This window comes from Aquimarina acroporae (genome assembly GCF_023195925.1).
In the GTDB taxonomy this organism is placed as follows: domain Bacteria; phylum Bacteroidota; class Bacteroidia; order Flavobacteriales; family Flavobacteriaceae; genus Aquimarina; species Aquimarina acroporae.
Genome location: NZ_JALPRE010000011.1, coordinates 308,333 through 333,280, shown reverse-complemented (window position 1 = coordinate 333,280; position 24,948 = coordinate 308,333). Strand labels below are relative to the sequence as shown.

General features: G+C 32.3%; 23 protein-coding genes. 18 read left to right on the top strand and 5 right to left on the bottom strand.

From position 1 onward, the window contains the following. Nucleotide 1: 1 nt before the first annotated feature. The 5 genes from M0D21_RS17225 to M0D21_RS17205 all read left to right on the top strand — a co-directional run bounded on the left by M0D21_RS17225 (nt 2) and on the right by M0D21_RS17205 (nt 5,494). On the top strand, nt 2–1,237 hold the full coding sequence (locus M0D21_RS17225) for an oligosaccharide flippase family protein (RefSeq protein ID WP_248331849.1): 1,236 nt from the start codon (nt 2–4) through the stop codon (nt 1,235–1,237). 16 nt (nt 1,238–1,253) lie between these two features. After that, nucleotides 1,254–2,258: a polysialyltransferase family glycosyltransferase gene (locus M0D21_RS17220; protein ID WP_248331847.1), complete on the top strand. Its 1,005-nt coding sequence runs from the start codon at nt 1,254–1,256 to the stop codon at nt 2,256–2,258. Then, on the top strand, nt 2,255–3,535 hold the full coding sequence (locus M0D21_RS17215) for a DUF6418 domain-containing protein (RefSeq protein WP_248331845.1): 1,281 nt from the start codon (nt 2,255–2,257) through the stop codon (nt 3,533–3,535). Before M0D21_RS17220 ends, M0D21_RS17215 begins: the two co-directional genes overlap by 4 nt. A 14-nt stretch (nt 3,536–3,549) precedes the next feature. Next, nucleotides 3,550–4,803 (top strand): O-antigen ligase family protein, encoded by a 1,254-nt coding sequence (locus M0D21_RS17210; protein ID WP_248331843.1) that lies wholly within the window; start codon nt 3,550–3,552, stop codon nt 4,801–4,803. Between the two features lie 76 nt (nt 4,804–4,879). Continuing rightward, entirely contained in the window at nt 4,880–5,494 is a 615-nt protein-coding gene (locus tag M0D21_RS17205; protein ID WP_248331841.1) for a hypothetical protein, read from the top strand. A 29-nt stretch (nt 5,495–5,523) separates the two neighbouring features. Here M0D21_RS17205 and M0D21_RS17200 read toward each other — a convergent pair whose 3' ends face one another. Beyond that, nucleotides 5,524–6,606: a glycosyltransferase gene (locus M0D21_RS17200; RefSeq protein ID WP_248331839.1), complete on the bottom strand. Its 1,083-nt coding sequence runs from the start codon at nt 6,604–6,606 to the stop codon at nt 5,524–5,526. A 48-nt stretch (nt 6,607–6,654) separates the two neighbouring features. On the opposite strand from M0D21_RS17200, the gene M0D21_RS17195 reads away from it, so the two are divergent. The 7 genes from M0D21_RS17195 (at nt 6,655) to purD (ending at nt 15,953) form a co-directional block, all read left to right on the top strand. Further along, nucleotides 6,655–7,653, top strand: coding sequence for an NAD-dependent epimerase/dehydratase family protein (locus M0D21_RS17195; protein WP_248331837.1), 999 nt, complete (start codon nt 6,655–6,657; stop codon nt 7,651–7,653). Nucleotides 7,654–7,677: 24 nt separating this feature from the next. Further along, on the top strand, nt 7,678–8,997 hold the full coding sequence (locus M0D21_RS17190; RefSeq protein WP_248331835.1) for a UDP-glucose dehydrogenase family protein: 1,320 nt from the start codon (nt 7,678–7,680) through the stop codon (nt 8,995–8,997). A gap of 2 nt (nt 8,998–8,999) precedes the next feature. Beyond that, entirely contained in the window at nt 9,000–9,980 is a 981-nt protein-coding gene (locus tag M0D21_RS17185; protein ID WP_248331833.1) for a UDP-glucuronic acid decarboxylase family protein, read from the top strand. Between the two features lie 7 nt (nt 9,981–9,987). Beyond that, nucleotides 9,988–11,334, top strand: coding sequence for an undecaprenyl-phosphate glucose phosphotransferase (locus tag M0D21_RS17180; protein ID WP_248331831.1), 1,347 nt, complete (start codon nt 9,988–9,990; stop codon nt 11,332–11,334). A gap of 139 nt (nt 11,335–11,473) precedes the next feature. Next, complete coding sequence (locus M0D21_RS17175) at nt 11,474–13,159, top strand: DUF6044 family protein (protein ID WP_248331829.1); 1,686 nt, start codon at nt 11,474–11,476, stop codon at nt 13,157–13,159. A gap of 103 nt (nt 13,160–13,262) precedes the next feature. Further along, nucleotides 13,263–14,594 (top strand): O-antigen ligase family protein, encoded by a 1,332-nt coding sequence (locus M0D21_RS17170; protein ID WP_248331827.1) that lies wholly within the window; start codon nt 13,263–13,265, stop codon nt 14,592–14,594. 87 nt (nt 14,595–14,681) lie between these two features. Next, nucleotides 14,682–15,953, top strand: coding sequence for a phosphoribosylamine--glycine ligase (purD, locus tag M0D21_RS17165; protein WP_248331825.1), 1,272 nt, complete (start codon nt 14,682–14,684; stop codon nt 15,951–15,953). A gap of 91 nt (nt 15,954–16,044) precedes the next feature. On the opposite strand, the gene M0D21_RS17160 is transcribed toward purD, so the two are convergent. Continuing rightward, nucleotides 16,045–16,275: a DUF6341 family protein gene (locus M0D21_RS17160; protein ID WP_248331823.1), complete on the bottom strand. Its 231-nt coding sequence runs from the start codon at nt 16,273–16,275 to the stop codon at nt 16,045–16,047. A 113-nt stretch (nt 16,276–16,388) separates the two neighbouring features. Here M0D21_RS17160 and M0D21_RS17155 point away from each other — a divergent pair, with 113 nt between their 5' ends. The 3 genes from M0D21_RS17155 (at nt 16,389) to M0D21_RS17145 (ending at nt 19,035) form a co-directional block, all read left to right on the top strand. After that, a complete protein-coding gene (locus tag M0D21_RS17155; protein WP_248331821.1) occupies nt 16,389–17,309 on the top strand; it encodes a DUF6427 family protein in 921 nt (306 codons plus the stop codon). A 66-nt stretch (nt 17,310–17,375) separates the two neighbouring features. After that, nucleotides 17,376–17,984 carry a DUF4254 domain-containing protein gene (locus M0D21_RS17150; RefSeq protein ID WP_248331819.1) on the top strand — a complete coding sequence of 203 codons (609 nt, stop codon included), beginning with the start codon at nt 17,376–17,378 and terminating at the stop codon, nt 17,982–17,984. Then, the gene (locus M0D21_RS17145) at nt 17,971–19,035 is read left to right on the top strand and encodes a glycosyltransferase family 9 protein (protein WP_317250566.1); all 1,065 of its coding nucleotides are present in this window, start codon (nt 17,971–17,973) and stop codon (nt 19,033–19,035) included. The genes M0D21_RS17150 and M0D21_RS17145 overlap by 14 nt, the downstream gene beginning before the upstream one ends. Before the next feature lie 82 nt (nt 19,036–19,117). On the opposite strand, the gene M0D21_RS17140 is transcribed toward M0D21_RS17145, so the two are convergent. Further along, on the bottom strand, nt 19,118–19,558 hold the full coding sequence (locus M0D21_RS17140) for a BLUF domain-containing protein (protein ID WP_248331817.1): 441 nt from the start codon (nt 19,556–19,558) through the stop codon (nt 19,118–19,120). Nucleotides 19,559–19,642: 84 nt separating this feature from the next. Continuing rightward, complete coding sequence (locus tag M0D21_RS17135; RefSeq protein ID WP_248331813.1) at nt 19,643–20,695, bottom strand: ferredoxin--NADP reductase; 1,053 nt, start codon at nt 20,693–20,695, stop codon at nt 19,643–19,645. A 151-nt stretch (nt 20,696–20,846) separates the two neighbouring features. On the opposite strand from M0D21_RS17135, the gene M0D21_RS17130 reads away from it, so the two are divergent. Both M0D21_RS17130 and M0D21_RS17125 read left to right on the top strand, forming a co-directional pair. Beyond that, nucleotides 20,847–22,319 (top strand): DUF5687 family protein, encoded by a 1,473-nt coding sequence (locus M0D21_RS17130; RefSeq protein ID WP_248331811.1) that lies wholly within the window; start codon nt 20,847–20,849, stop codon nt 22,317–22,319. A gap of 4 nt (nt 22,320–22,323) precedes the next feature. Further along, nucleotides 22,324–23,019: an ABC transporter ATP-binding protein gene (locus M0D21_RS17125; protein ID WP_248331809.1), complete on the top strand. Its 696-nt coding sequence runs from the start codon at nt 22,324–22,326 to the stop codon at nt 23,017–23,019. A 30-nt stretch (nt 23,020–23,049) separates the two neighbouring features. On the opposite strand, the gene M0D21_RS17120 is transcribed toward M0D21_RS17125, so the two are convergent. Further along, complete coding sequence (locus tag M0D21_RS17120; RefSeq protein WP_248331807.1) at nt 23,050–23,604, bottom strand: RNA polymerase sigma factor; 555 nt, start codon at nt 23,602–23,604, stop codon at nt 23,050–23,052. A gap of 86 nt (nt 23,605–23,690) precedes the next feature. Between M0D21_RS17120 and M0D21_RS17115 the strand changes: the two genes are divergently transcribed. Beyond that, on the top strand, nt 23,691–24,857 hold the full coding sequence (locus M0D21_RS17115; protein WP_248331805.1) for a FecR family protein: 1,167 nt from the start codon (nt 23,691–23,693) through the stop codon (nt 24,855–24,857). The last annotated feature ends 91 nt before the right edge of the window (nt 24,858–24,948 follow it).

The window sequence follows — 24,948 nt, the reverse complement described above, 5'->3', positions numbered from 1 at the left end:
AATGCAAAAAAAAATCTTAGCATTATTGTTAAGAGGGGCATCAATGGGGGCAAAATTCTTGTTGATGATAGGCCTTTCTAAAACCCTGTCTACAGCAGATTACGGAGTTATTAGTTTGATCGTTACCTCAATAACGTTTTTTATTTTCTTATTAGGATTTGATTTTTATAACTATTCTCATAGAGAGGTAATAGAGAACAAGGAAAATCAACATGCGTACTTACTAAATCAATTCTGGTTTCATACGATAGGATATGTTGTTTTTATTCCAATTGTGTATTTCATTTTTTTGAATGAAATAATTCCTTTTGAGTTTATACTACCGTTCTATGTGTTATTAATTTTTGAACACCTTTCTCAAGAAGCTTTTAGGTTTTTTAACTTATTCAATAAACCTAATATCGCTAATATTACTCTTTTTATGAGAACTGCCTTGTGGATTCTTAGCATGGTTGCTATTGAATATCTATGGTTGAAAAGAGAAATCACAATACCAATTATTCTTACATATTGGATTATAGGTTCTATATTGAGTTTGTTATTTAGTTTGATTTATGTAATCATTTTTTGTAGAAATGATCTAAAAAAAGTTGCTTGGTTCTCTATCGATAAAAAATGGATTAAAACAGGTATATCAATTAGTTTCCCCTTTTTTATAGGTACAATTGCCTATAAAATAATTGAGTACTCTGATAGATATATGATCGATTGGTTTTTAGGCAAAGAACAGGTTGGGATATATTCTTTTTATACCAACTTCGCCAATATTGTCAATATTGTCGTAAACACTATTACTATCACTTTGATTGTCCCCAATCTTTTAAGAGCAATTCATTCAAATGAGACCGATAGAATTAGATCAACAATCGCCAAATTTTTAAAGGAACTATATACCACTACAATAGGGGTAAGTGTTTTAATTATAATCGCCATCTATCCTACATTACAATGGCTTGACAAATCTGAATTCACTTCAGAATTACTTGTTTATTTTATCATTTTGATTGGAAATATTTTTCTGAATTTCTCGCTCTTTTTTCATTTTTTACTATATGGATACAAGAAAGATAAGCTTATACTTAAACCTGCACTTTTTGCTGCTGTACTCAATATTTTACTTAACATGGTTTTTATACCTAAATTTGGTATTTTAGCCGCTGCAGTATCTACTCTGATAAGCTTTTTGCTTATTTTCGTTTTGAAAAGACAATATTGGCGGAAATTAAAAAAAATCTAAACTGAAGATTAACATAGTGCGTAAAAATTTATTCATTGCCATTTCTCCAAGCCATACTTCTAATTTTGAAAGTATAATAAAGAATAAACTACATTCAGGAATCAATGTTTTATTGAACCCAGGTAATTTCCGATATGATGAAAATTCATGGGACCTTGTAATTAATGGTGGTATGGATTTGACCTATACCGTATCTTCTAAAATTGGAAAAATTTTATTTCAAATAAAAAAACTAAAAGGATACAAAAAGTACTTAAAGAAAGTACAAAAACAACTATCCTTAGACCAGAACTATACATTTTTTTATTGTAACTTGGATGATGTGGTGACGAATCATATTTTTCTGAATCTTAAAAAAAGAGAAGATAATTTGTTTTATGTTGTTGAAGATGGCATATTGAATTATTACTACCCGGTAAGAGATCTCAAGACTCTAGGGTTCAAAAAAAAATTAAGCGCTTTTTGTGGTTTGAATTTTGAGACTTTTCCAGGGCATCCGACCAACATAGCGTCAAAAGATATAAAAGGCCAATATGTTAGAATACCAAATAATGCGATTTATTCTGAGAAATCTCTGGCACTTCCTTATGAAAAACTAGCTTATTCGCCCAAAGAAGATAAAACCTTGATAATAGGTCAGGATATTATGCATAATAGTGCAGAAGGAGAAGAGTATTATAAAGAAAGATTATCTCTTTTGTTCGAAAAAGTAAAAGATAGGATTAGTGATAACACGACGATTATTTATAAGCCACATAGAAATGGCGATGTGAGTATAGCAGAAGAGCTTCTCAATGATAGTTTTGACAAATATGAGCTTTTTAGAGATAATACCCCAATAGAAACCTGTATTCCGCAAATTGCACCTACTGGTATCTATTCATTTGAATCAAGTGCTATGCTGAATTTAAAAATAGCAATGGATATGAAGGAAGTATATTTTGGAGTTTTGCCTTTTAGTAATAACTCAAATAACGTATTAGACTTATATAAAGGATTGGGTATAAATATTTTGAAATGACACTGTTCTTTAACATATTCTTATTTGCTGTTTTTTTTCTTTTCTTATATCTCTTTGCTAAGAAAAATTTCAAACTATTATTTATTTATGGGCTATTAGTTTTTCAAGGCATTTCTATAATACCGTCGCTTATTTATATTGAGGAAGGTATTTTCATAAGTGAACAAGGTAGAGATAGTTTTTTTGTTGGTGCCACATTACTATACGTTTTATATTTTATTCTTACCTTTTTGGTAATACTAGCTACCTTTAATACTCTAAATAAATTTAAAACGGTTACTCCAAGGTTTAGCTTTAAAAATAAGCAGGTCGATGATAAAATTGTACTTCTTATAGTAATTTTTTCATTATTGATATTACTTTTTAATGCAAGTCAATCGCGACTACCTCTATTTGATTCAGAAGTTTCCAGATTTGAATATTGGGAATATTCAAAGTTTCCATTTCTAAACAAAATATTTGGAAATGTATCTATTTTTATTCCGTTTTCCTTAGGTATTCTTTACAGTAGATATAAGAGATCTAGTATTGTTTTAATGATCGTTTATTTCGGGTATAATTTTCTGATTGGCCAAAAGTTTTCGCCAATTGTATCTGGATTGTTTTCATTCTTACTCCCTATTGTACTAACGTCTAATTATAAGATAAACTGGAAAAAATTTCTTAATAAAAGAATATTGATTTCGGTAGTTCTAATTTTTAGTTTGGCCTATTTTGTAATTTACAAACGGTATGAGCAAAGGACTCCTTACGCTATTGTAGAAATATATGATCCTAATGAAGCTATATTTTATAGAATCTTTGGACTTCAAGGGCATTTGATGTGGGGAGCAACAGAATCTTATGTATATAATGACAATGAGTTTTCTTATGATATATCTGATTTATCATATGGTATGCATAAATTGATGTATAAGTTTGCGTATAGTCAAGAAGGCTTAGAAGATTCCTTAGAAAGCGGGTTTAGCTTTACCAATGGCTACCCTTCAATTTTATTTCTAATTTTTCCAGTATGGATGGCCTTATTACTTCATGTTTTATTAACCATAGGAATTTTGGCATTTATGGGATGGTTACTAAAAGAGCTTGTGGTGCATAAAGCTTATGTGTTATCTGTAATAGTATATCAGTTATTCAACTGGACTATTTACTCTTTTACAATGGGTTATTTTTATAAACTGAAATTTTGTGTTGTATTTCTTGTCTTTTATGCATTGGTCAGCTTTTTTTACTTTAGAGCAAAATCATTAAATAAGAAGAAGCTAATTGAAAGTTAAAAAAATAAGATGAGATGATGAACATGAAAAGCTTTTTTTTAAAAAAAGATAATCGCATAGAGATTTGTTTTTATTTGGTAATTGCAGTTCTTCCTTTTACAATGATATTATCCCCTATTTCGTTGGGATTACTAGCGTTATCTATTTTCTTTTTTTCAGATAAATTAGGGCGTAAAGACCAATTTCGAAGAAATAGGATTCTAGTACTTTTCTTGATATATTATTTTTTTCAGGTTATAGGAATATTTTATTCGCCAGAATATGGGCTTAAGTATTCTAGAGTTGCTTCTCAGCTTCCACTATTAGCAATCCCATTATTATTTGTTCTTGCAAAATTAAATCTAGAATACATTAAAAAAGCGAAAACGGTTTTCATTTTTTCTTGTGTTTTGTTTTGTGTTTTAGCCCTACTAACATTAGCCTACAACTATGTGGTGAATTATGAACATAGATTAAATTATAATTTCGTTCAAAGATCTATGTATCACTTTCATTACCCATATGATGTTATGTATTTGAATGTGGCCAATATCTTCTTATTGTTTAGTGCATTTGCTAATCAATACAAACGATGGATCTCCCTTTTGTTTTTTATTATAATTGTATTGTCGGGAGTTAGAATAGGGTTGTTTACCTACGGACTTGTAGTTTTGGTTTATGGGGTGTTAAATTTTAAACAACTCTATAATGTAAAAACCATATTGTATTTGGTTTCTATTACTATTTTGGGTGTATTTCTAATAAATACCAGTCAGTACGTAAATGATAAGTTTTATGATTCTTTAGACAAGTTTGGTTTAGATACAAAGGAATATGTCTCTGAGATTGGAGAAGACTATCATAAAATGAGTGTAAGAAATAAAATTTGGTCCTCTTCTTATGAAGCTTTTAAAAAGAAAATGATTTTAGGATACGGTCCGAAGGGGTCTAAAGAGGTGTTAAATACGATTTATGAAAACAAAGGCTACACACAGTTAAAAGATTTTAATTCTCATAATCAATACATGACGACTAGTTTAAATCATGGTATCATAGGGTTGGTTCTTTTACTGTTAATTATAATAATCGCTTTGGTTAAGGTGTATAAAACGAAAAATCTGCAGCAATTTATGGTCATTCTCACGATATTAATTGCTTTTTGCACAGAATCAGTATTACTTCGACAGAAAGGAGTTACGTTTTTTTCAATTTTTTTCACTTTAGTTTTTATAGAAACTAACCTTTTACAGGCTCAGAAACAAATATTGACTGTAGATGAGGTAGTTTAAAGCTCATTTATATAAATTTACCATTCTTTGTATTACTTCCTGTAGGATATATTTGTAAGTATTCAAAATATAATTCATGAAAAACATAATAAAGCTTATCATTTCTGTTGCAGTATCCGTGATTACATTTCTTTGGATGAATTCTATTGAATTCAAACCATCCAAATTAAATATAGATGTAGATGCTGAGTTTATAAGAGCAGATAGATTTCAATTGTTTTATTCTTTTGACAGTATACCACAGTTTGTAGAGAAAGAATCTATCAATTATCTTATAAAAGCCAAACAAAAAGAGATTATTGAGTTTGAAGTACCCCTGGATGATAAAATTCTTACGACACTTAGATTTGATATCAGTTCTTCCAATTATGAACAAAAGCCCATAAAGATTAATTCTATAGTTTTAAAAACTAAGAAATCTAAGGTGGTTTTTGAAAAAAATATTAAAGATTTTTTTAAGTCAAATGAATATATAGTATATAATAAAAAAGGAAAGTTTGAGACTAAGTTAGTTAATAAGAAATATGACCCTTATTTGTTGTTTGATGCAAATGGTGAATTACTAGAAGAATTAACCCAAAAACAATCTCGTTTTACAACAACTCGAATGATCTTATTCAGTTTCTTGTCTGGTGTACTGGTATTCTTACTTGTTTCTGCAGTCATTTATGCTTTTAAAAAGTCTAAATGATCTAATTAATGGGTATTTTACATAGAGAATTATGACCTATATATTTCCGCCAACTCCAAGAAATTCTTATCACGGTCAAAAAGTTCCTTTGCTCTTTTGTTAGAATTGGTTTCCATTTCTTTCAGTAGATTTTCATCTTTTTGTAAAGTCTCTATTGAATTCACAAATTCCTCCAAAGTGTTACATAAAAACCCATTGTATTTATCTTTTACAGCGTCTTTATTACCAATTACATTGTTCGCAATAATTGGTTTTTCAAGAATCATTGCTTCGATGATCGTAAAAGGTAACCCCTCCCAAAGCGAAGTTTGTATGTACACATCGAATTGATTAACGGTTTCAAGAGCTTTTTCTCTAGGCATCCAACCAGTTACCTCTATATTAGAAGCGGTAATTAAATTTGAAAGCTCTCCATCGCCAATCCAAATAAATTTGACCCCTGGCATTTTAAGTGCAATATCATTAAATAAACCGGGATTCTTTTGAGGACTAAGGCGCCCCATTGTGCCTACGACAAATTGACTTTCATTTTTATTGCTATTGTGTTCCTTGAATTTATATACAGAATTTATTTCTACACCATTTCTCACGAGTAGGGCCTTGCCAATCTTTTGCGCATAATCAAACTCTGTATCTCCACAAGCTACAGTAACTCCTCCAAAGATTAGATTAATCCACTTTTCTATAGTTCTAAATAAAGATTTTTTAAAATTTGAAACATCTTCTCTCAAAAAAGAATACCCGTTTGGTGTGTAGTATACTTTAGCTTTTGGGTAGGCTTTTGAAGCAATTCTACCAATAACTCCAGCTTTAGAAGAGTGTAAGTGAATTACGTCTGGCTTTATTTTTCTAATTTGTTTAAAAAGTGCTATAGTACTTTTAAAATCCTGAACTGGTGATATCTCCCGGGTCATGCTTACCTCAATCAATGTAGAGGATTCTGGGAAATCGGTTTTAAATTTCTCTCTATCTGTATCTTTTCGATTTCCACTATAAATAACATAAGATTCGACATCATCAATATTTTTAAAAAACTGGTTGATATCTTTTATATAAGTATAAACTCCGGCCGCAAATGTTTCCGAAATATGAAGGACTTTAATTTTTTTCATAAGAGCAAAATTAAGACTATTTTTGCAGCTATGTATTTAAAATTTTAAATGAAAATAGCATTTTTATTCGGGGGCTCAGGTTATATAGCCAAATTTTTGTTGCAGAAACTTATCGAAGTTAACAGGTTTGATAAATACTACGTGTTCGATATCAAGAAATTAGAGGGGTTTGATAAAGATTTGAAGGAACAAAAGATCATGTTTGATCATGTAGATGTAAGAAACCCTATAAAAACGCTTGATTTAGATTTAGATACTGAGAATTCATGGATATTTAACTTTGCAGCTATACATAGAGAACCAGGTCATGAACAGCCGGAGTATTTTGATACCAATATTAATGGTGCTAAAAATGTAAATGCTTTTGCAGAATCTATGGGAATAGAGAATATACTATTTACCAGTAGTATAGCTCCATATGGAAGATCACTTCACGAAAGGACAGAGCAGTCAGAACTTTATCCGGAGACTCCTTACGGAATTTCTAAGGGTATGGCAGAGTTAATTCATAAAAATTGGTGTGTACAAGGAAACAAGAAAAGACGTTTGATCGTTGTAAGACCTAGCGTTATATACGGTCCGGGAGACCCGGGTAATGTATATAGAATGATTAAAGCTCTCAAAAAAGGAACTTTTGTAATTCCCGGAGACGGAACGGTAGTAAAGGCATATGGTTATGTATACGGTTTGATAGAAAGTATGTTGTTTGTAATGAATCGTGATGAAAAGATTATTACTTATAATTATGCAGAAAACCCTATCGTGAACCTTAAGGAAATGACCAAAATTGCCAAAGAAGAATTGGGGTATAAAAAGCCAACACTCCAGATCTCTGTAAAACTTTTGGCGTTTATTGCCTTTTTTGTACAAAAAGCATTTAAAATCATAGGAAAGAAGTCTGATATTCATCCAGTAAGAGTGCGAAAGGCCGGTTTTCCGACCAACATTAAACCAGAATTCTTAATCGAAAATGGTTTTGAGTTTAAGTACGGTTTCAAAACCTCTTTGCAGCATTGGAAGAAAATTTCACCATCAGACTTTAAATAAGAATTAAAAAATAATCTAGAATAAATGAAAGTATCAGTAATAGGGACAGGTTACGTAGGATTAGTAACCGGAACCTGCCTGGCAGAAACTGGAAATGAAGTATTATGTGTAGACATTGATGAACAAAAGGTTCAAAAAATGCGAGCTGGAGAGGTTCCAATTTATGAACCCCATCTTGATGTGTTATTCGAAAGAAATATTAATGCCGGGAGACTCAAATTTACTACATCATTGGAAGCAGGTCTTGAACATGGAGATATTATCTTTTTAGCATTGCCAACTCCTGAAGATGAAGATGGCTCCGCAGATTTATCATATGTACTTGGTGTAGCAAATAGTATAGGAGAACTTATAAAAGATTATAAGGTGGTAGTGGATAAAAGTACAGTACCGGTTGGAACCGCCGAAAAAGTTCACCAGGCTATTGCCAAAAATGCCACTTGCGATTTTGATGTAGTTTCAAATCCAGAATTCTTGCGTGAAGGTTTTGCGGTTGATGACTTTTTAAAACCAGAAAGAATTGTTATTGGCTCAAGTTCTGAAAAGGCTACAGATTTGATGAAAAAACTGTATAAACCTTTTGTTCGATCTGGTAATCCGATTATTGTAATGGATGAAAAGTCGGCAGAGTTAACAAAATATGCTGCAAATTCTTTTTTGGCAGCCAAAATCACTTTCATGAATGAAATCGCAAATTATTGCGAGAAAGTGGGTGCCGATGTTGATAAAGTAAGAATTGGTATGGGAACCGATTCGAGAATTGGTAAGCGATTTTTGTTTCCGGGTATAGGGTATGGAGGTTCTTGTTTTCCTAAAGATGTTAAAGCTCTATACAAATCAGGAAAAGAAGCAACATATGATTTTCAAATATTAGATTCAGTAATTAAGGTAAATCAAAATCAAAAGATAGCCTTGATGCCGAAAATTTTAAAACATTTTGATAATGATTTAAAAGATAAGACTTTTGCAATTTGGGGACTTGCTTTTAAACCAGAAACAGATGATATCAGAGAAGCTCCTTCGTTATATATGATTCAAGAATTGTTAAACGAAAAGGCAAAAATAAAAGCTTTTGACCCTGAAGCGATGGACAATGTTAAAAAGAAATATGAAGGAGAGATAGAATTTGCAAATTCTATGTATGAGACTTTAGAAGATGTAGATGCTTTAATAATTTGCACAGAATGGAGTATTTTTAGAACGCCTAATTTTTCGAAAATCAAAGATCTAATGAAAGGAAATGTGATTTTTGATGGTAGAAATCTCTATGATTTGGATGATGTTAAAAAAGAAAACTTATCATATTACTCTATAGGTAGAGAAACATTAATTTCTGAAAGATAATTATGAAGCGTATTTTAATTACTGGAGCGGCAGGTTTTTTGGGATCACATCTTTGTGACCGATTTATAAAAGAAGGTTTTCATGTTATTGGTATGGATAACCTAATTACTGGAGATCTTAAGAATATAGAACACTTGTTTAAACTGGAGAATTTTGAGTTTTATAATCATGACGTTTCCAAGTTTGTTCATGTGCCGGGAAAACTAGATTATATACTACATTTTGCTTCACCTGCAAGCCCTATAGACTATCTTAAAATTCCTATTCAGACCTTAAAAGTGGGCTCCCTGGGAACGCATAATCTTTTAGGCTTAGCAAAAGAAAAAAACGCCAGAATTATGATCGCTTCAACCAGTGAAGTCTATGGAGATCCTCTGGTACATCCTCAAAATGAAGAGTATTATGGAAATGTAAATACTATTGGTCCTCGAGGAGTTTACGATGAAGCAAAGCGCTTTCAGGAATCAATTACAATGGCATATCACACTTATCATGGTTTGGAGACTAGAATCGTAAGGATTTTCAACACTTATGGGCCAAGAATGAGATTAAATGATGGTCGTGTAGTACCAGCATTTATTGGTCAGGCTTTAAGGGGAGAAGATCTTACAGTGTTTGGAGATGGTTCTCAAACCCGTTCTTTTTGTTATGTTGATGATCTTGTAGAAGGTATTTACAGGCTTCTTTTTAGTGATTATGTATATCCAGTCAACATTGGTAACCCGAATGAGATTACTATTGCTGATTTTGCAGAAGAAATTATAAGACTTACAGGAACAGATCAAAAGGTAATTTATAAACCTTTACCAGTTAATGACCCGCTTCAAAGGCAACCGGATATTACTAAGGCAAAAGAAGTTTTAGATTGGGAGCCAAAAATAGATAGGTCTGAAGGTATGAAAAGAACATTAGAATACTTTAAAAGTCTTTCTGAAGAAGAATTATACAAAAGTGAACATAGGGACTTTAAAAAAACAACCTAAATTATAAATGAGCGGAAGAACAGGCAGATTTTCTGTATATATAAAACCCCTATTTTGTTTGGTTGATTTAGTAATACTGAATGTTACTATATTATTTTTCAACGCTAACATAAATCAGAACTTGGTGTTTTCGGCTTATGTTTCAATTTTGTGGATCATACTATCTATCAAAAATAAGTTCTATGACATAAAAAGATTCTCTAAGGTAATTCAGGTATTGGCTTCAATTATACGCCAATTCTTAATTTTTGCCCTCATTCTATATGCATTTATTGGTTTTTTTAAAGAACCCCTTATTAGTAGATTAGAAATTGGTAAGTATTTTCTTTCTGTATTAGGGTTAGTTACATTTTTTAAATTTATTTTACTTTCCTTACTCACAAGATACCGAAGAGTTTTTGGAGGAAACATAAGGAAGGTGGTAGTCATTGGAAATAATAAGAAGACCGATCAGCTCATAGAAATTTTTAAAAGCAGATCGGACTTTGGATATAAATTCCAAAAGCAGTTTGATGTAAAAATCGATAATTTTAATCTCGATGATTGTTTTGATTATATATTCGAAAATGAAATCGACGAGGTATACTGTTCGGTTGCAGAATTAACAAACAAACAGCTAAGAGAGGTAGTAAGTTTTACAGATAATAATCTTAAAATCTTAAAATTTATTCCTGATAATAAAGACATTTTTACCAAAAAACTCATCTTTAATTATTATGGGTATGTGCCTATATTGTCATTTCGTGAAATCCCTTTGGATGATTCGATAAATAAATTTGCCAAACGAACTTTTGACATACTCTTATCATTATTTGTTTTAATAGGCATTTTATCATGGTTAACTCCACTTATAGCTTTACTCATTCAATTAGAATCCAAGGGCCCTGTTTTTTTTAAGCAGAGACGAAATGGGTTAGATTACAGGGAGTTTTATTGTTATAAGTACCGATCGATGAAGCCCAGCACAAGTGCTAATCAAGCAACTCGTGGTGACGCACGAGTGACTAGAGTAGGTAAATTTATTCGTAGAACCAGTATAGATGAGTTACCACAGTTCATAAATGTGCTTAAAGGAGATATGTCTGTTGTGGGCCCACGGCCACATATGGTTAAACACAATGAAGAATTTGCCAAAAGAGTAGATAAGTTTATGGTACGTCATTTTGTGAAGCCCGGTATTACAGGGTTAGCACAAGTAAGTGGTTTTAGAGGAGAAATAGAAACAAATAAAGATATTATTAATAGAGTAAAGTATGATATTTTTTATGTCGAAAACTGGTCTTTACTTTTAGATATTAAAATAGTCGTTCTTACAGCAATTAATGCTGTGAAAGGAGAAGAAAAAGCATACTAGATAGCATATTTTATATTCGAAGTTTTGAGAAGTGAATCTTTGACTTGGTTTAATTCTGAATATGTTTTAGTGCTAAGTAAAAGTTGGTCAGAGGTTTAAAACAACAATTTCACTAGGACATGGTATATAATTTAAATGCATGAAGAAGAAGTCTATAAAATCTGCGTTAGATAATTCAAAATGGCAAATTATCGCTGCGTTAATTTTAATTTTCCTTTATATTACTCCGTACATATATTTAGGTAAAGATTCGCATATTCGTATTCATGATAACCTTGACTCTAATCTGGTTTGGGCAAAAACAGTTTTAAATTCTGGTGAGTTTTTTTCAGCACCAGATAGGGAAATTCAGCAAGTATTTAATGGAATTCCACGTTCATCACTATATGGCACATATGATATAAGTTTATTTTGGTTCAAACTTTTTGGAGCATACTATGGTTATGTGTTCAATAAATTAATCATGAGTTTGGTAGCATTTTTTGGTATGTTTTATTTACTTAAAAAACTAATTCAACCAGATAAGAAATCAGATTCATTTATTATCACTGGAGTGTCCGTCTTATTTGCAATGCTCCCTTTTTGGTCTTTCACGCTAAGTGTTGCAGGCTTACCTATAGTGCTTTATGCTTTTTTAAATTTGAAAAATGGAAGTAGGCACTCTACAAATTGGCTAATCATTGGGCTTTTCCCTTTTTACTCGTCTTTGGTGTTATCGGGTATTTTCTTTATTGTTCTGTTATTGTTGATTTTGGTCTATGATTTTTATCAAAATAAAACGATAAATATTCCTTTTGTAAAAGGCATCTTGCTTATTAGTATTTTATATGGCATAAGTCATTTTCCGATCATCTATTCTTTCGCGTTTAATCCAGATTATGTTTCCCATAGGATAGAGACTAAACTTCCTGAGTTGAGTTTTAAAAATGCTTATATAAGAGCTAAAACACTATTTACTGCGGGTCATTATCATGCAGATAGTCTTCATAAATATATCTTTTATCCAATACTATTTGTTTTTATACTACAGTTCTTTTTTAAAAGAACATATAAGTATAAGACTTATAATTACTTATTAGTATTTGTTTTTTTGGTTTCGATAATGTACGGAATTTTGTTGTGGGGTCCAGTGCTAACCTTACACAAAAAATTTATAGAAATTATACCACTTCAAATAGATAGGTTCTATAATTTGCATCCGATGTTTTGGTATGTTTTATTAGGTTTTTCTTTAATCGTCATTTCAAGAAAATGGGACTTTGGAAAATACATAGCCTATATGATTATTGTTATTCAATTTGTTTTTATTCTTACAAATCATGAATTGAATACGAATAAAAATGAGCCTTCATATTCCAATTTTTTTGCAGAAGAACTGTTTGAAGAAATAAAAGATTATATAGATAAACCTACTGATTCTTATAGGGTAATAAGTTTAGGAATTCATCCTTCTATTGCGTTGTATAATGGTTTCTATACCTTAGATGGATATTTTCCAGACTATCCTCTAGTATATAAACATAAGTTTAGAAAGGTAATTGCCAAAGAGCTTGACAAAGCACCATATCTGGCAACTTACTATGATGAATGGGGATCTAGATGTTATGCCTTTTCAAAAGAATTAGGTAGGAATTATTTAAATGCGAACCCCAAAAAGATAAAGAATCTTGATTTTAATTATGATGAATTAAAGAAATTAGGCGGCAAATACATTTTATCAAGTGCAGAGATAACTTTAAAGCAAGATGATAATATTAAATTCTTAGAAATTTTTGAAATTTTTCATTCCGATTGGAAGATATATGTATACGAAGTGTTAGATTGAAATGATCATATTTTAGATTTACTGGAATGTTAACCGTGAATCGTCATAATCCAAATCAACCAAAGGCAATATTCATCAGGAAAGCCCTAAATGAAAGTAGGTGATGAGAAACAAATTAATAACGGCCATTTTAGATTTTAAAGAATGGTTTTATATAGACAAAAATGATTGGGTACTTACTGTATTCTGGAATAGTCTGTATACAGCATTTTTTTTACTTCCTTTGGGGATTAATCTTCCAACTCCGTTTTTTATCATTTCTATTGTTCTGGGAATGGTGAATATTTTTAGAACAAACAGACACTCCTTTACAGATAATAAAGCACTTTGGTTGTTTCCTCTTTATTTTGTGGCTCTAGCCGTTAGTATGATATATACCGAGAACATTGCAGATGGTATGAATTTACTACAAAGATCATTATCTCTTTTGTTTTTTCCTGTCATCTTTCTTTTTGTAAAGGAAGACGCATCTACAGTTCGCAGGCTTTTCGATTTTCTTTTATTAGGGCTTCTGGTATCTTTTTTTATAAATCTTTCGCTAGGAGTGTTAGACGTACTGTCATACGTTAAAAGAGAAGGTTTTGTTTTCGAAGCCTCTCTTGAAGGAATGTCGAAACTCATGAATACCGCAATGAAGGGATGGGCATACTTCGTTCGATCAGAATTTTCAAAACTGGTAAACCCAAGTTATATTTCTTTGTATATCTTGTTAGTTTTAAGTTATTATTTAAAGAACAAATTGGAGTCTAGAATTCAGGCACTGACTATCTTGATATTGTTTGTTTACCTATTTCTACTGGCATCCATTGCAGCATACCTTACATTGGCAATCATGTGCCTCCTTTTAATCTTTAATATTTCTGATAAAAACAAAAAATATACAGCTTCAATTCTTTTTTTTCTTGGGTTGTTAGTATTTCTAAATAACCCTAGAGTATTCGATTTTTACACCAATGTAACAGGTATAAAAAAGGACTATGGTGTTAACAATACTTCAATTGAAAAATCAAGATTATTAACATGGAATGCAAGTGGAGAACTTATACAAGAATCACCTGTATTTGGATATGGAATTGGAGATACCAATGATGTGCTCGTTGAAAGATACAAGGAGCTAGATTATTTTCATAATTATGAAAACAAGTATAATGCTCACAATCAGTTTCTTCAAACCTATTTGCAAACGGGAATATTTGGATTTGGTATATTAACGTGCATTTTTGTTTTACTAGGTATGCGTATGCGTAGAAGTAGAAATGAATTTTCGGTTTTTTTGGTACTTACCATTTCGCTGCTTTTCGAATCGATGTTGGTACGTTTTAATGGTATTGTATTTTTCTCGATTATAATTCCCTTGTTATTAAAAAAGAGAAGTATTTTAAGTAGTAGGATTATTCGAAACACCGACATAAAAGCCAATAGATCTCTACAATAATTTTATTTATAAAATTGCCCATAAATATTAGTAGGAAAACCTGCAATCAACTATTTTTGAGGCATTAAATTCAAGTTATACTTTACCATGAACATTTTAGTACTCGGGTCTGGAGGAAGAGAACATACATTTGCATACAAAATAGCACAGAGTGATTTGTGTGATTCATTATTTGTAGCTCCTGGAAATGCAGGAACAGCTTCAATTGCAACAAATGTACCTATTGCTGTTACAGATTTTTCTGCCATAAAAGAATTAGTGATTGAAAAAAATATCAAAATGGTCGTGGTAGGCCCAGAAGATCCCTTGGTAAAAGGGATAAGCGACTTTTTCAAGAGCGATTCAGAGTTAAATGATATCGTGGTTATAGGGCCGTCTAAGGAAGGAGCACAGCTTGAAGGAAGTAAAGAGTATGCCAAAGAGTTTTTATTCAGGCATGATATTCCTACCGCGGCATATCAAAGTTTTACAGCAGAAACTGTAGAAGAAGGTAAAAAGTTTCTTGAAACCCTTTCTTCACCTTATGTGCTTAAGGCAGATGGTTTGGCGGCAGGAAAAGGGGTGCTTATTCTTCAGGATATAGAAGAAGCCAAAAGTGAGCTCGAAAACATGCTAACCAACAAAAAGTTTGGTGCGGCAAGTGAAAAGGTCGTTATCGAAGAGTTTCTTGATGGTATTGAGCTAAGTGTTTTTGTGCTTACAGATGGTAAAAACTATGTAACGCTTCCAACGGCAAAAGATTATAAACGTATAGGAGAAGGAGATACAGGACTAAATACGGGGGGTATGGGAGCGATTTCTCCAGTTCCATTTGCAAACGCTTCGTTTATGAGCAAAATCGAGGAACAAATTGTTAAACCCACTGTAAATGGCTTAGCAAAAGAAAATATCGACTACAAAGGGTTTATTTTTATCGGTCTTATAAAAGTTGGTGATGATCCTAAAGTAATTGAGTATAACGTTCGAATGGGTGATCCTGAAACAGAAGCTGTTCTGCCAAGAATTCAAACCGATTTGGTACAACTATTTAAACATGTGGGAGAGCAGTCACTTAATGAAGCACATCTGGAAATTGATGAAAGAAGCGCTACAACAGTAATGACTGTCTCTGGAGGATACCCGGAAGCTTATGAAAAAGGAAAAGAAATTTCGGGAATTGATACCATTTCAGATTCTATCGTTTTTCATGCAGGTACAAAAATTGAAGAGGGTAAGGTAGTAACCAACGGAGGAAGAGTAATTGCAGTTACTTCTTTTGATAATGATTTTAGAATAGCACTGCAGAAATCATATGCCAATATAGAAAAACTACATTTTGACAAGATGTACTTTAGAAAAGATTTAGGGTTTGATTTGTAATCCACCTAAACCTAATAAAAAAGAAAAGCGCATATATACTATGCGCTTTTTTTATAATTGTACTTTACCTATATAAAAGGTAATGTTATATTTAATTCAAGAATGAGTGAGCGGTTGGATCTCTATCTTCTTCATTATTATCGTTAAATTTCTTTAACTCCTTCATCCAGTATAAAAACGCCACAAAACCAATTAACATAAATAACCAGTTTATAGTGTTTGCGGCTGTCCAACTTTCTAGTTCTAGTGCTCTTAATGAATCAAGCGGTGCAAATAATATATCAACAAATAGATATTCGATTGCTTCAAAAAATTCTTTCATAATTTAGTCTATGAGGATTATATAAAAAGCTGTAAACTAAAAACTTTTTATAAATTAGTTCTTCAATATATCAAGACAAAAATTTGTCTTTGGCAAAAATATAAAAAATAGTAGTGTTATCAAGCTTTTTTAGTAAATCAAAACCCATAAATTATATTGTAGTAGCATTATATATGCTTATCCTGTTTTGTATTGCACAATATAAGAAGGGTGTTATTGAAGAAAGCAGAGATATTATTCTCATTATTTTAAGTGGAATACTCTATATTTTACCCATGTTGTTGCTTAATTATGTGGTTCAGAGAAATGATTTAACAGAGAAGGGAACATATACCATTTTGCTATATGCTTTTTTAACGGCACTACTTCCAGGATCATTGGTTAATATTCATATTCTAATTGCTTCAGCTTTTGTTCTTTTAGGGTTGTATAATATACTTCGTTTAAAAGATGAGAAACAGATAAAAGCCAAAATTTTTAATGCTTCATTATGTATTGGTGTAGCCACCATAGCCTATTTTTGGAGCTTAGGCTTTATTGTCTTTGTATATCTCGGAGTACTTTATTTTGAGCCTAAAAATTATCGTAACTGGATTATTCCCATACTAGGAGTTTTAACAGTTTATCTCTTTGCCAATTGTTTTACGTTGTTCTTTTATGATTCCTTTTTTGCAGTTGGAGCTTTTATAAACACAATCTCTTTATCTTTTGCCGGGTATTTGGTTAAAGATCACTTGTTTTCTGTGGGAATATTGGCAATTTGCATTCTGTTTTTTTTATCTGTTTATCTCATAAAATATGGAAAAAGAACAGCAAATATTAAACCGATACTAAGACTTATTATTGCGTATTTAATTATTGCTATGGCTTTGGTTGTAGTTATACCTTATAAAAATACTTCAGAACTATTTTTTATTGCTGCACCACTTTCCATCATGGGAACATCATATCTGGAAATGAATTATAATATGTTAGCTAAAGAAATCAATATTTGGGTATTTGTTCTAATTCCTTTTACAATGTTGTTATTTTGAGATAACCGTTCCTACCACAAAACAAAATATGTACCTTTGTAAACATTTTAAAAAACAACAATACACATGTTTACCGATACGGCAAATAAAATTTTTAAAGAAGTTATAGACAAATATCATGTAGTTGATAGCGTTGACCAAGATTTTTCTAATCCTTATGATAGTAAATCTCAAGCAATTGAGCACCTACTATATCGTAAATGTTGGATCGATACAGTGCAATGGCATTATGAAGATATCATACGTGATCCAGAAATTGATCCTGTAGCGGCTTTAACCTTAAAACGAAAAATTGATGCTTCAAATCAGGACCGTACAGACATGGTAGAATATATTGATAGTTATTTTTTGGAAAAATACAAAGAAGTAACACCCAAAAATGAAGCTACAATTAACACAGAAAGCCCTGCCTGGGGAGTAGACAGACTATCTATTCTTGCTCTTAAGGTGTATCATATGTATGAAGAAACCGTTCGCGAAGGTGCTTCTGCAGAGCATAAAGCAGCATGCCAGAAAAAACTTGATATTTTATTAGAACAGCAAGTCGATCTTTCTACCGCTATAGATACCTTATTGAATGATATCGAAAGTGGAGATAAATACATGAAGGTCTATAAGCAGATGAAAATGTATAACGATGATGAGTTAAATCCTGTTTTACGTGGGGAAAAATAAGACATATACCCTTAAAAAAACTGAAAAAAACATTCTGGTAATACGGTTATCTGCTATGGGAGACGTAGCAATGACAGTTCCTGTATTGCGAACGTTTAGAGCCGCTTATCCCGAAGTAAAGCTTACTGTCCTTACCAGAAAGTTTTTTGAACCCATATTTTCAGATATTGATAATCTCGAAGTATATCATGCTGAAGTAAAACAGCAGCACAAAGGCATTTTTGGTTTAACAAAGTTGTTTAAAGAGTTAAGAAAATTCAATATCGATGCTGTAGCAGACTTGCACAATGTTTTACGATCTAATGTCCTGAAAACCTTGTTTTCTATTAGGGGGATTAAAGTAATTCAAATTGATAAGGGCAGATCAGAGAAAAAAGCACTAACTCAAGGTAAAAATAAGGTATTTAAGCAACTAAAGAGCACGCACCAGCGCTATGCAGATGTCTTTGATGCTTTAGGATTTCCGATAGATCTTTCTAAGCATAAATTCCCCGAAAAACCAAAGCTCACACCTAACATTATAGCGTTAACTCAAAATTCTACTAAAAAATGGTTGGGGATTGCTCCTTTTGCTCAATATGAGAGTAAAACGTACCCGTTAGATCTAATGGTAGAGGTAATTGAGAAATTAGATGCAGAAGATCGATTTGAGATCTTTCTTTTCGGAGGAGGTAAACGAGAAAATGACATTCTAAACAATATAGCTTCTAAATATCGTAACGTAATTAATACCGTAGGTAAACTGCCATTTGAAGATGAACTTAAACTTATCGGAAATCTCGACGTTATGTTGTCTATGGATAGCGGTAATGCACACTTGGCTGCGATGTACGCTATACCTACCATTACCCTATGGGGAGTAACACATCCTTATGCAGGGTTCATGCCTTTTGATCAGCCAGAGTCAAATGCTATTTTACCGAATTTGGCCAAATATGATCAAATTCCAACGTCAATATATGGTAATAAAGTTCCTCCTGGATACGAAAAAGTGATGTATTCCATAGAACCAAAGTTGGTCATAGAAAAACTTAACGGATTGTTTCAGTAAAATCACCTTTCTATTTTCTGAAAACACTGAAAAAACAAATAAATGTACACAGAACCTAATGTGCTTAGGTATTGTTATATTGTTATGAAAGTGCACCTTTATTTCTATACTCGGCAAGCTTATCTATAATGCTCCAAGTATTTTCAAATTCTACACCTTTATAGGTTTTCAGCCAAGAAAGATAATCTAGAATAATATCTTCTAATTTTATTTGAATGAGTTCATCTGTTTTTAGGTTACCCATACTCCAGTTGTCAAACCTACGTTCTTTTAAGTCTTTATCTGAAGCTCGATTTAATATGGTGTGCCTAGAATCGTCCTGTAATTTTTGCAATAAATTATCTAGATCGTTTGGGTCCCCTTCTATATATTGAAAAAAATGATTTTGGCGGTAATACAAAAACCCAGTAATGTTGTTTTTTTGATTTTGAAGCCTCGCTTTTTTAATTAATTCACTTATTTTTTGTTCATCAAAAACCTGGTTTTCGATACTTATATACAAGCAACACGCTAATTTGGACATTGAAATAAAGGATTAGTTCTATCGAAAGTAAGGATTTTGCGTAAAATCCACAAAAGATTTAATTCTTACTTTCGGGAGTAGCCTTTAAACATCATCAAAATCTATTTTTACTGAAGCTGAGGTTGGATGAGCCTGGCATGCCAATACAAGCCCTTCGGCAACTTCACTATCTGTAAGTATGCTATTTTTTTCCATAACAGCAGTTCCTTCAACCACTTTGCAAATACAAGAACTACATACTCCGCCTTGACAAGAATAAGGAGCATCAATATCTTCGTCTAATGCTGCATCAAGAAGGGTTTTCTTTTGATCCATAACAAAGGTGAATTCTTCATCATCTACAATTGCGGTCACCGTCGCTTTTCCTTCTAGTGCTACGTCTATTTCTGCTGTTTCGGTACTGCTTGTAAATAACTCAAAGTGGATACGGTCTTTTACAATTCCATTTTCCTCAAGAATTGAAGTCACTTCATTGATCATTTCTTCTGGACCACACAAATAAAAAGCTTCAAAATCAGTGTCTTTGAACTTGTTCTTTACAACAAAATTCACAATAGGCTTTTCTATTCTACCAAAGTGGGCATTGTCTTGCTGTGATTTGCTATATACAAATTCTATAAATAGGCGATCTGCATATTGTTCCTGAAGTGCGGTTAACTGGCTGTAAAATATGGTCTCTTCGGGACTTTTATTTCCATACACCAATACAAATTTACTATCGGGTTCTTCTTGTAATACCGAAGTGATCATACTCATGATAGGAGTGATCCCACTTCCCGCGGCAAAGGCAGCATAAGTGTTTGCTGCGTTGGTGTTGGTGTTAAGTAGAAAATGACCTTCTGGAGGGTGAACCTCTAGAGCATCACCAGTTTTTAATTGGTTATTAGCAATTACAGAGAATGTTCCTCCTGCTATCTCCTTTACGGCTACTCTTACCTCACCACTTTGTAAACTACTACAAATAGAATAAGCCCTTCTAATTTCTTCACCATCAACTTCGGTTTTTATAGTGATATATTGTCCAGGAATAAAGGTATAGGTTTCTTTAAGGTTTGATGGTATTTCAAAGGCAATAGAAACAGCACTAGGAGTTTCTTTTACAATATTTTGTATCGTTAGTTTATGGAAATCTGACATTGCAATATTTTTTGGCAAAAATAACAAATGCAAGCAGAGAAGATACGTTTTAAGATAAAATTATCTAAATCGATTTTGTAACAAAAATAAGATTTCGATTACTAAATAGAGTAAGAGGTCTTTCTTCCTCTTTTACAAACTACTTTCAACAATGTTCAAATATTTTATTACACTACAATGGAAATCCTTTTGGAGGTCGGCATCGATGACCTCGGGATTATTTATGAAGCTCTTTATGGCATTTTGGGCATTTTGGTTGCTGGGACTATCTGCCCTAGGAGGGATAGGGGCGTTTACAGTAATCGAAGAAAAACTGGAGCTGGACCCCCTCGATACTATTAATAGATTTTTGATCTATTGGTGGGTGGGAGATCTGCTTTTTAGATATGCGTTGCAAAAAATGCCAGTGATTAACATTAAACCCTTATTACTGTTACCGTTTAATAAAAAGAAAATAGTCTCTTTCGCTTTCGGAAAAACGGCATTTTCTTTTTTTAACGTCATTCATGCCTTCTTTTTTATTCCATTTTCAATTACAATGATCGCCAACGATTATCCGGTTGCTAATGTATTACTATGGAATCTCGGTCTGATCGCTTTGGTTTATGGTAATAACTTTCTAAATATCATTCTGAATAAAAAAGATAATTTGATCTTTATCATAGGAGGAGTAATTGCTGTTTTAGGTGGATTGCACTATTTTGGTTATTTCGATATAACCGTTTACACCGCTCCATTCTTTCAGGCACTTTACAACTCGTGGGCAGTTACTTTGATTCCTGTAATAATCACGATATTACTTATTGTGTTTTCTTTTAGATCTTTTGTCAAAGATTTATATCTAGATGCTGGATTAGCCAAACAATCGAAAAATATTAAAACAGAAAACCTCGATTGGTTAGATCGATTCGGTAAGACCGCTACTTTTCTTAAGAATGATATAAAATTGATTAAGAGAAATAAAAGAGCAAGGTCGACGGTGATGGTGAGTGTTCTTTTTCTTTTTTACGGATTACTATTTTTTACGGGATCTGTAGAAGCCTATGATGGACCTGTTTGGAAAATATTTGCAGCCATTTTTGTAACCGGGGGATTTCTGTTAAGTTTTGGTCAATTTGTACCGAGTTGGGATAGTTCTTATTATCCATTAATGATGAGCCAGAATATAAAGTACAAAGAGTATTTGTCTTCTAAATGGTGGCTTATGGTAATTGCGACTTTAATTTCTACAGTGTTGGCATCGGGATATCTTTACTTTGGTTGGGATGTATATCTAGCCATTATTGTTGCCTCGATTTACAATATTGGAGTAAATTCTCATGTAGTACTTTGGGCTGGAGCTTATGTAAAAACACCTATAGACCTTACCAGCAATAAAAAAGCTTTTGGAGACAAACAGGCATTTAACACCAAAACCCTTATGTTATCATTACCTAAAATGGTACTGCCTATGATCCTATATGCAATTGGACATTATACATATAGCCCCTATGCCGGGTATGCATTGGTCACGGTAGCCGGATTGGCAGGATTCGCATTTAGAGATAAAGTATTTGATATAATCGAAAAGATATATAAAACAGAAAAGTATAAAACCATATCGGCATACAAACAAAAAAAATAAGAAGATGATAGAAGTACATAATCTTTCAAAAACATATACCGGTAACACGGTTCTTAATATTGATCATTTAGAAATTCAAAAAGGAAAAAGCTTTGGCTTGGTAGGTAATAATGGAGCTGGTAAAACAACACTTTTTAGTGCGTTGCTGGATCTAATTCAACCTACAACAGGGCATATCGAAAATAATGGAATTAAAGTAAATCTAAGCGAAGATTGGAAATCTATAACGTCGGCATTCATAGATGAAACTTTCTTAATAGGATATTTAACTGCCGAAGAATATTTCTATTTCATAGGAGAGTTAAGAGGTCAGAATAAAGCTGATGTAGATGCTCTGCTGGCACAATTTGAAGATTTTTTTCACGGTGAAATTTTAGGACAACGAAAGTATCTTAGAGATCTTTCAAAAGGAAATCAGAAAAAGGTAGGTATCGTTGCGGCTTTGATAGGTAAACCTGAAGTTATTATTCTGGATGAACCTTTTGCTAATTTAGATCCTACAACACAAATACGACTTAAAAAAATCATTAAAGAGCTTTCTGCCGATCCAGATATAACGGTTTTAGTATCTAGTCATGATCTCATGCATGTAACCGAAGTGTGTGAGCGTATCGTAGTTTTAGATAAGGGAGAAGTGGTAAAAGATATTGCTACCTCTGAAGAAACACTTAAAGAGCTGGAAGAGCACTTTAATAAGTAAGAGATAAATTTTATGTGAACCGGCTTGTGATTAGAAGAAAAAGCCAGAAACATTTGTTTTTAAGAACCGCAAGGCCTTGCTAATATGGGCTTCAACCGTTTTGGTAGAGATGCCTAGTATTTCTGCAATTTCCTTGTGTTTCTTTTGTTCAAGACGACTTAATTTGAAAACCTCCTTACATTTTTGAGGAAGTTGCTCCATGACCTTTTCTAGCTTGTTCCAGTCGGCTTCGGTTTGATCCTCTTTTTGATCATACATCTCAAAAAGCGCTTGCCATTTTAATTCATCTAGAGCATCATGTTCTTTTTTCTGAACACGTAGATACATCAAAAACTCATTGTGACAAGATCGAAACAGATAATTTTTGAGAGAACTGGTTATTTTTAAAGAAGATTTTTTTTCCCAAAGTCGAAGCATTACGTTTTGCACCAAATCTTCAGATAATATCCTATCGTTGGTTAGCTTATAGACATAATTGCATAACCATTCATAGTACTCATTAAAAAGAATTTTATAACTCTTCTCATCACCAAGGGTTAATCCCTTAATAAGCGATTTTTCTATGTCGGGGGAACTTTTTTTCATATCAAGACACACGCTAAATTAAAAAAATTAAAATAAAGTAGGGGATTGGTGAGATTTCTGCATCTTATAGATAGAAAAAGAATAAAATGATTAATTATTTAACAATAATTAGAAGATACCTTGAAGGGAGTATCACCTCTGAAGAGAGAAAACAGCTCAAACAATGGATTGTTAAAGATCAGGAGAATGCGACTTTTTTTAAAGAAGAAATTAAAAAATGGTATGCTGCCAAAGAAGGTGTAGATATTAATACCGATGGTGCCTTTGAGCGTTTTGTGGATACAATAAACTCAAAAGAAACCAAAGTAATTTCCTTCAAGCCTGTCTTAAAAATTCTTGCTTATGCTGCAGTAGTATCTGGGGTGATTTTGGGAATATATACATATACTAGAACAAACACGTCTTTATTTGAGACAGATTCCAAAATTGTTTCGGTAGATGAAGCACCTTCAGATAAAATAAAAATTGTACAGGCTGATGGTACAGTGAGTTATATAGGCATTGATGGAAGTGCCGATATTAAAGATACAAAAGGTAACCTTGTCGTTAAAAAGGATCAAGATAGACTTGTAGTTCAAGGGAAGAACTCTAGTGCAACAACTGAATATCTTGAGATTTCAATTCCGAAAGGAAAACTATTTCAACTCACTTTGTCTGATGGCACCAAAGTATGGTTAAACGCAGCTAGTTCTTTAAAATTCCCACGAGAATTTAACGGGACATCTGAAAATCGACTAGTACATCTTAAAGGAGAAGCATTTTTTGATGTTACTACCAACAAACAACAACCGTTTATTGTTAAAACAGGGATGTTAGATGTTGAGGTATTGGGAACCCAATTTAACGTATCCTCTTATGAAGATGATGCTACCATAAAAACTACTCTGGTAGAAGGATCAGTTGCCGTTACTAATACTGACGCTAACATTGATAAATTAAAATTGACGCCAAATCACCAAGCTATATATCGTAAAGATAAAAAAGTACTAGATCATAAAAAGGTTGACCCATCGCTATTTACCTCTTGGATGCATAAGAAGATTATTTTACATAATGAGTCATTTGTAGAGGTGTATAAGAGAATTGAAAGAACGTATGATGTAGAAATTATAAGTTTCAATGAGAAATTAAATAACACACATTTTACTGGAGAGTTTGATATAGAAAATGTAGAGGAAATCCTAAACGTGTTCTCTAAAACAATAGATTTTAAATATGAAATAAAAGACAAAAAAATTACAATCAATCCGTAAAATAAAAAAAGGAAGTGCTGCTACACTTCCCCTTACGGTTCGATTATTATTTAACTGAGTACTAACAACCAAACTTTTCAAAATTATGAAA

Bases quoted from the DNA above. Each gene is read 5' to 3' on its own strand.
- M0D21_RS17225 (WP_248331849.1), top strand. From the start codon at position 2: ATGCAAAAAAAAATCTTAGCATTATTGTTAAGAGGGGCATCAATGGGG.
- M0D21_RS17215 (WP_248331845.1), top strand. From the start codon at position 2,255: ATGACACTGTTCTTTAACATATTCTTATTTGCTGTTTTTTTTCTTTTC.
- M0D21_RS17210 (WP_248331843.1), top strand. From the start codon at position 3,550: ATGATGAACATGAAAAGCTTTTTTTTAAAAAAAGATAATCGCATAGAG.
- M0D21_RS17205 (WP_248331841.1), top strand. From the start codon at position 4,880: ATGAAAAACATAATAAAGCTTATCATTTCTGTTGCAGTATCCGTGATT.
- M0D21_RS17200 (WP_248331839.1), bottom strand. From the start codon at position 6,606: ATGAAAAAAATTAAAGTCCTTCATATTTCGGAAACATTTGCGGCCGGA.
- M0D21_RS17195 (WP_248331837.1), top strand. From the start codon at position 6,655: ATGAAAATAGCATTTTTATTCGGGGGCTCAGGTTATATAGCCAAATTT.
- M0D21_RS17190 (WP_248331835.1), top strand. From the start codon at position 7,678: ATGAAAGTATCAGTAATAGGGACAGGTTACGTAGGATTAGTAACCGGA.
- M0D21_RS17185 (WP_248331833.1), top strand. From the start codon at position 9,000: ATGAAGCGTATTTTAATTACTGGAGCGGCAGGTTTTTTGGGATCACAT.
- M0D21_RS17180 (WP_248331831.1), top strand. From the start codon at position 9,988: ATGAGCGGAAGAACAGGCAGATTTTCTGTATATATAAAACCCCTATTT.
- M0D21_RS17175 (WP_248331829.1), top strand. From the start codon at position 11,474: ATGAAGAAGAAGTCTATAAAATCTGCGTTAGATAATTCAAAATGGCAA.
- M0D21_RS17170 (WP_248331827.1), top strand. From the start codon at position 13,263: ATGAGAAACAAATTAATAACGGCCATTTTAGATTTTAAAGAATGGTTT.
- purD (WP_248331825.1), top strand. From the start codon at position 14,682: ATGAACATTTTAGTACTCGGGTCTGGAGGAAGAGAACATACATTTGCA.
- M0D21_RS17160 (WP_248331823.1), bottom strand. From the start codon at position 16,275: ATGAAAGAATTTTTTGAAGCAATCGAATATCTATTTGTTGATATATTA.
- M0D21_RS17150 (WP_248331819.1), top strand. From the start codon at position 17,376: ATGTTTACCGATACGGCAAATAAAATTTTTAAAGAAGTTATAGACAAA.
- M0D21_RS17140 (WP_248331817.1), bottom strand. From the start codon at position 19,558: ATGTCCAAATTAGCGTGTTGCTTGTATATAAGTATCGAAAACCAGGTT.
- M0D21_RS17135 (WP_248331813.1), bottom strand. From the start codon at position 20,695: ATGTCAGATTTCCATAAACTAACGATACAAAATATTGTAAAAGAAACT.
- M0D21_RS17130 (WP_248331811.1), top strand. From the start codon at position 20,847: ATGTTCAAATATTTTATTACACTACAATGGAAATCCTTTTGGAGGTCG.
- M0D21_RS17125 (WP_248331809.1), top strand. From the start codon at position 22,324: ATGATAGAAGTACATAATCTTTCAAAAACATATACCGGTAACACGGTT.
- M0D21_RS17120 (WP_248331807.1), bottom strand. From the start codon at position 23,604: ATGAAAAAAAGTTCCCCCGACATAGAAAAATCGCTTATTAAGGGATTA.
- M0D21_RS17115 (WP_248331805.1), top strand. From the start codon at position 23,691: ATGATTAATTATTTAACAATAATTAGAAGATACCTTGAAGGGAGTATC.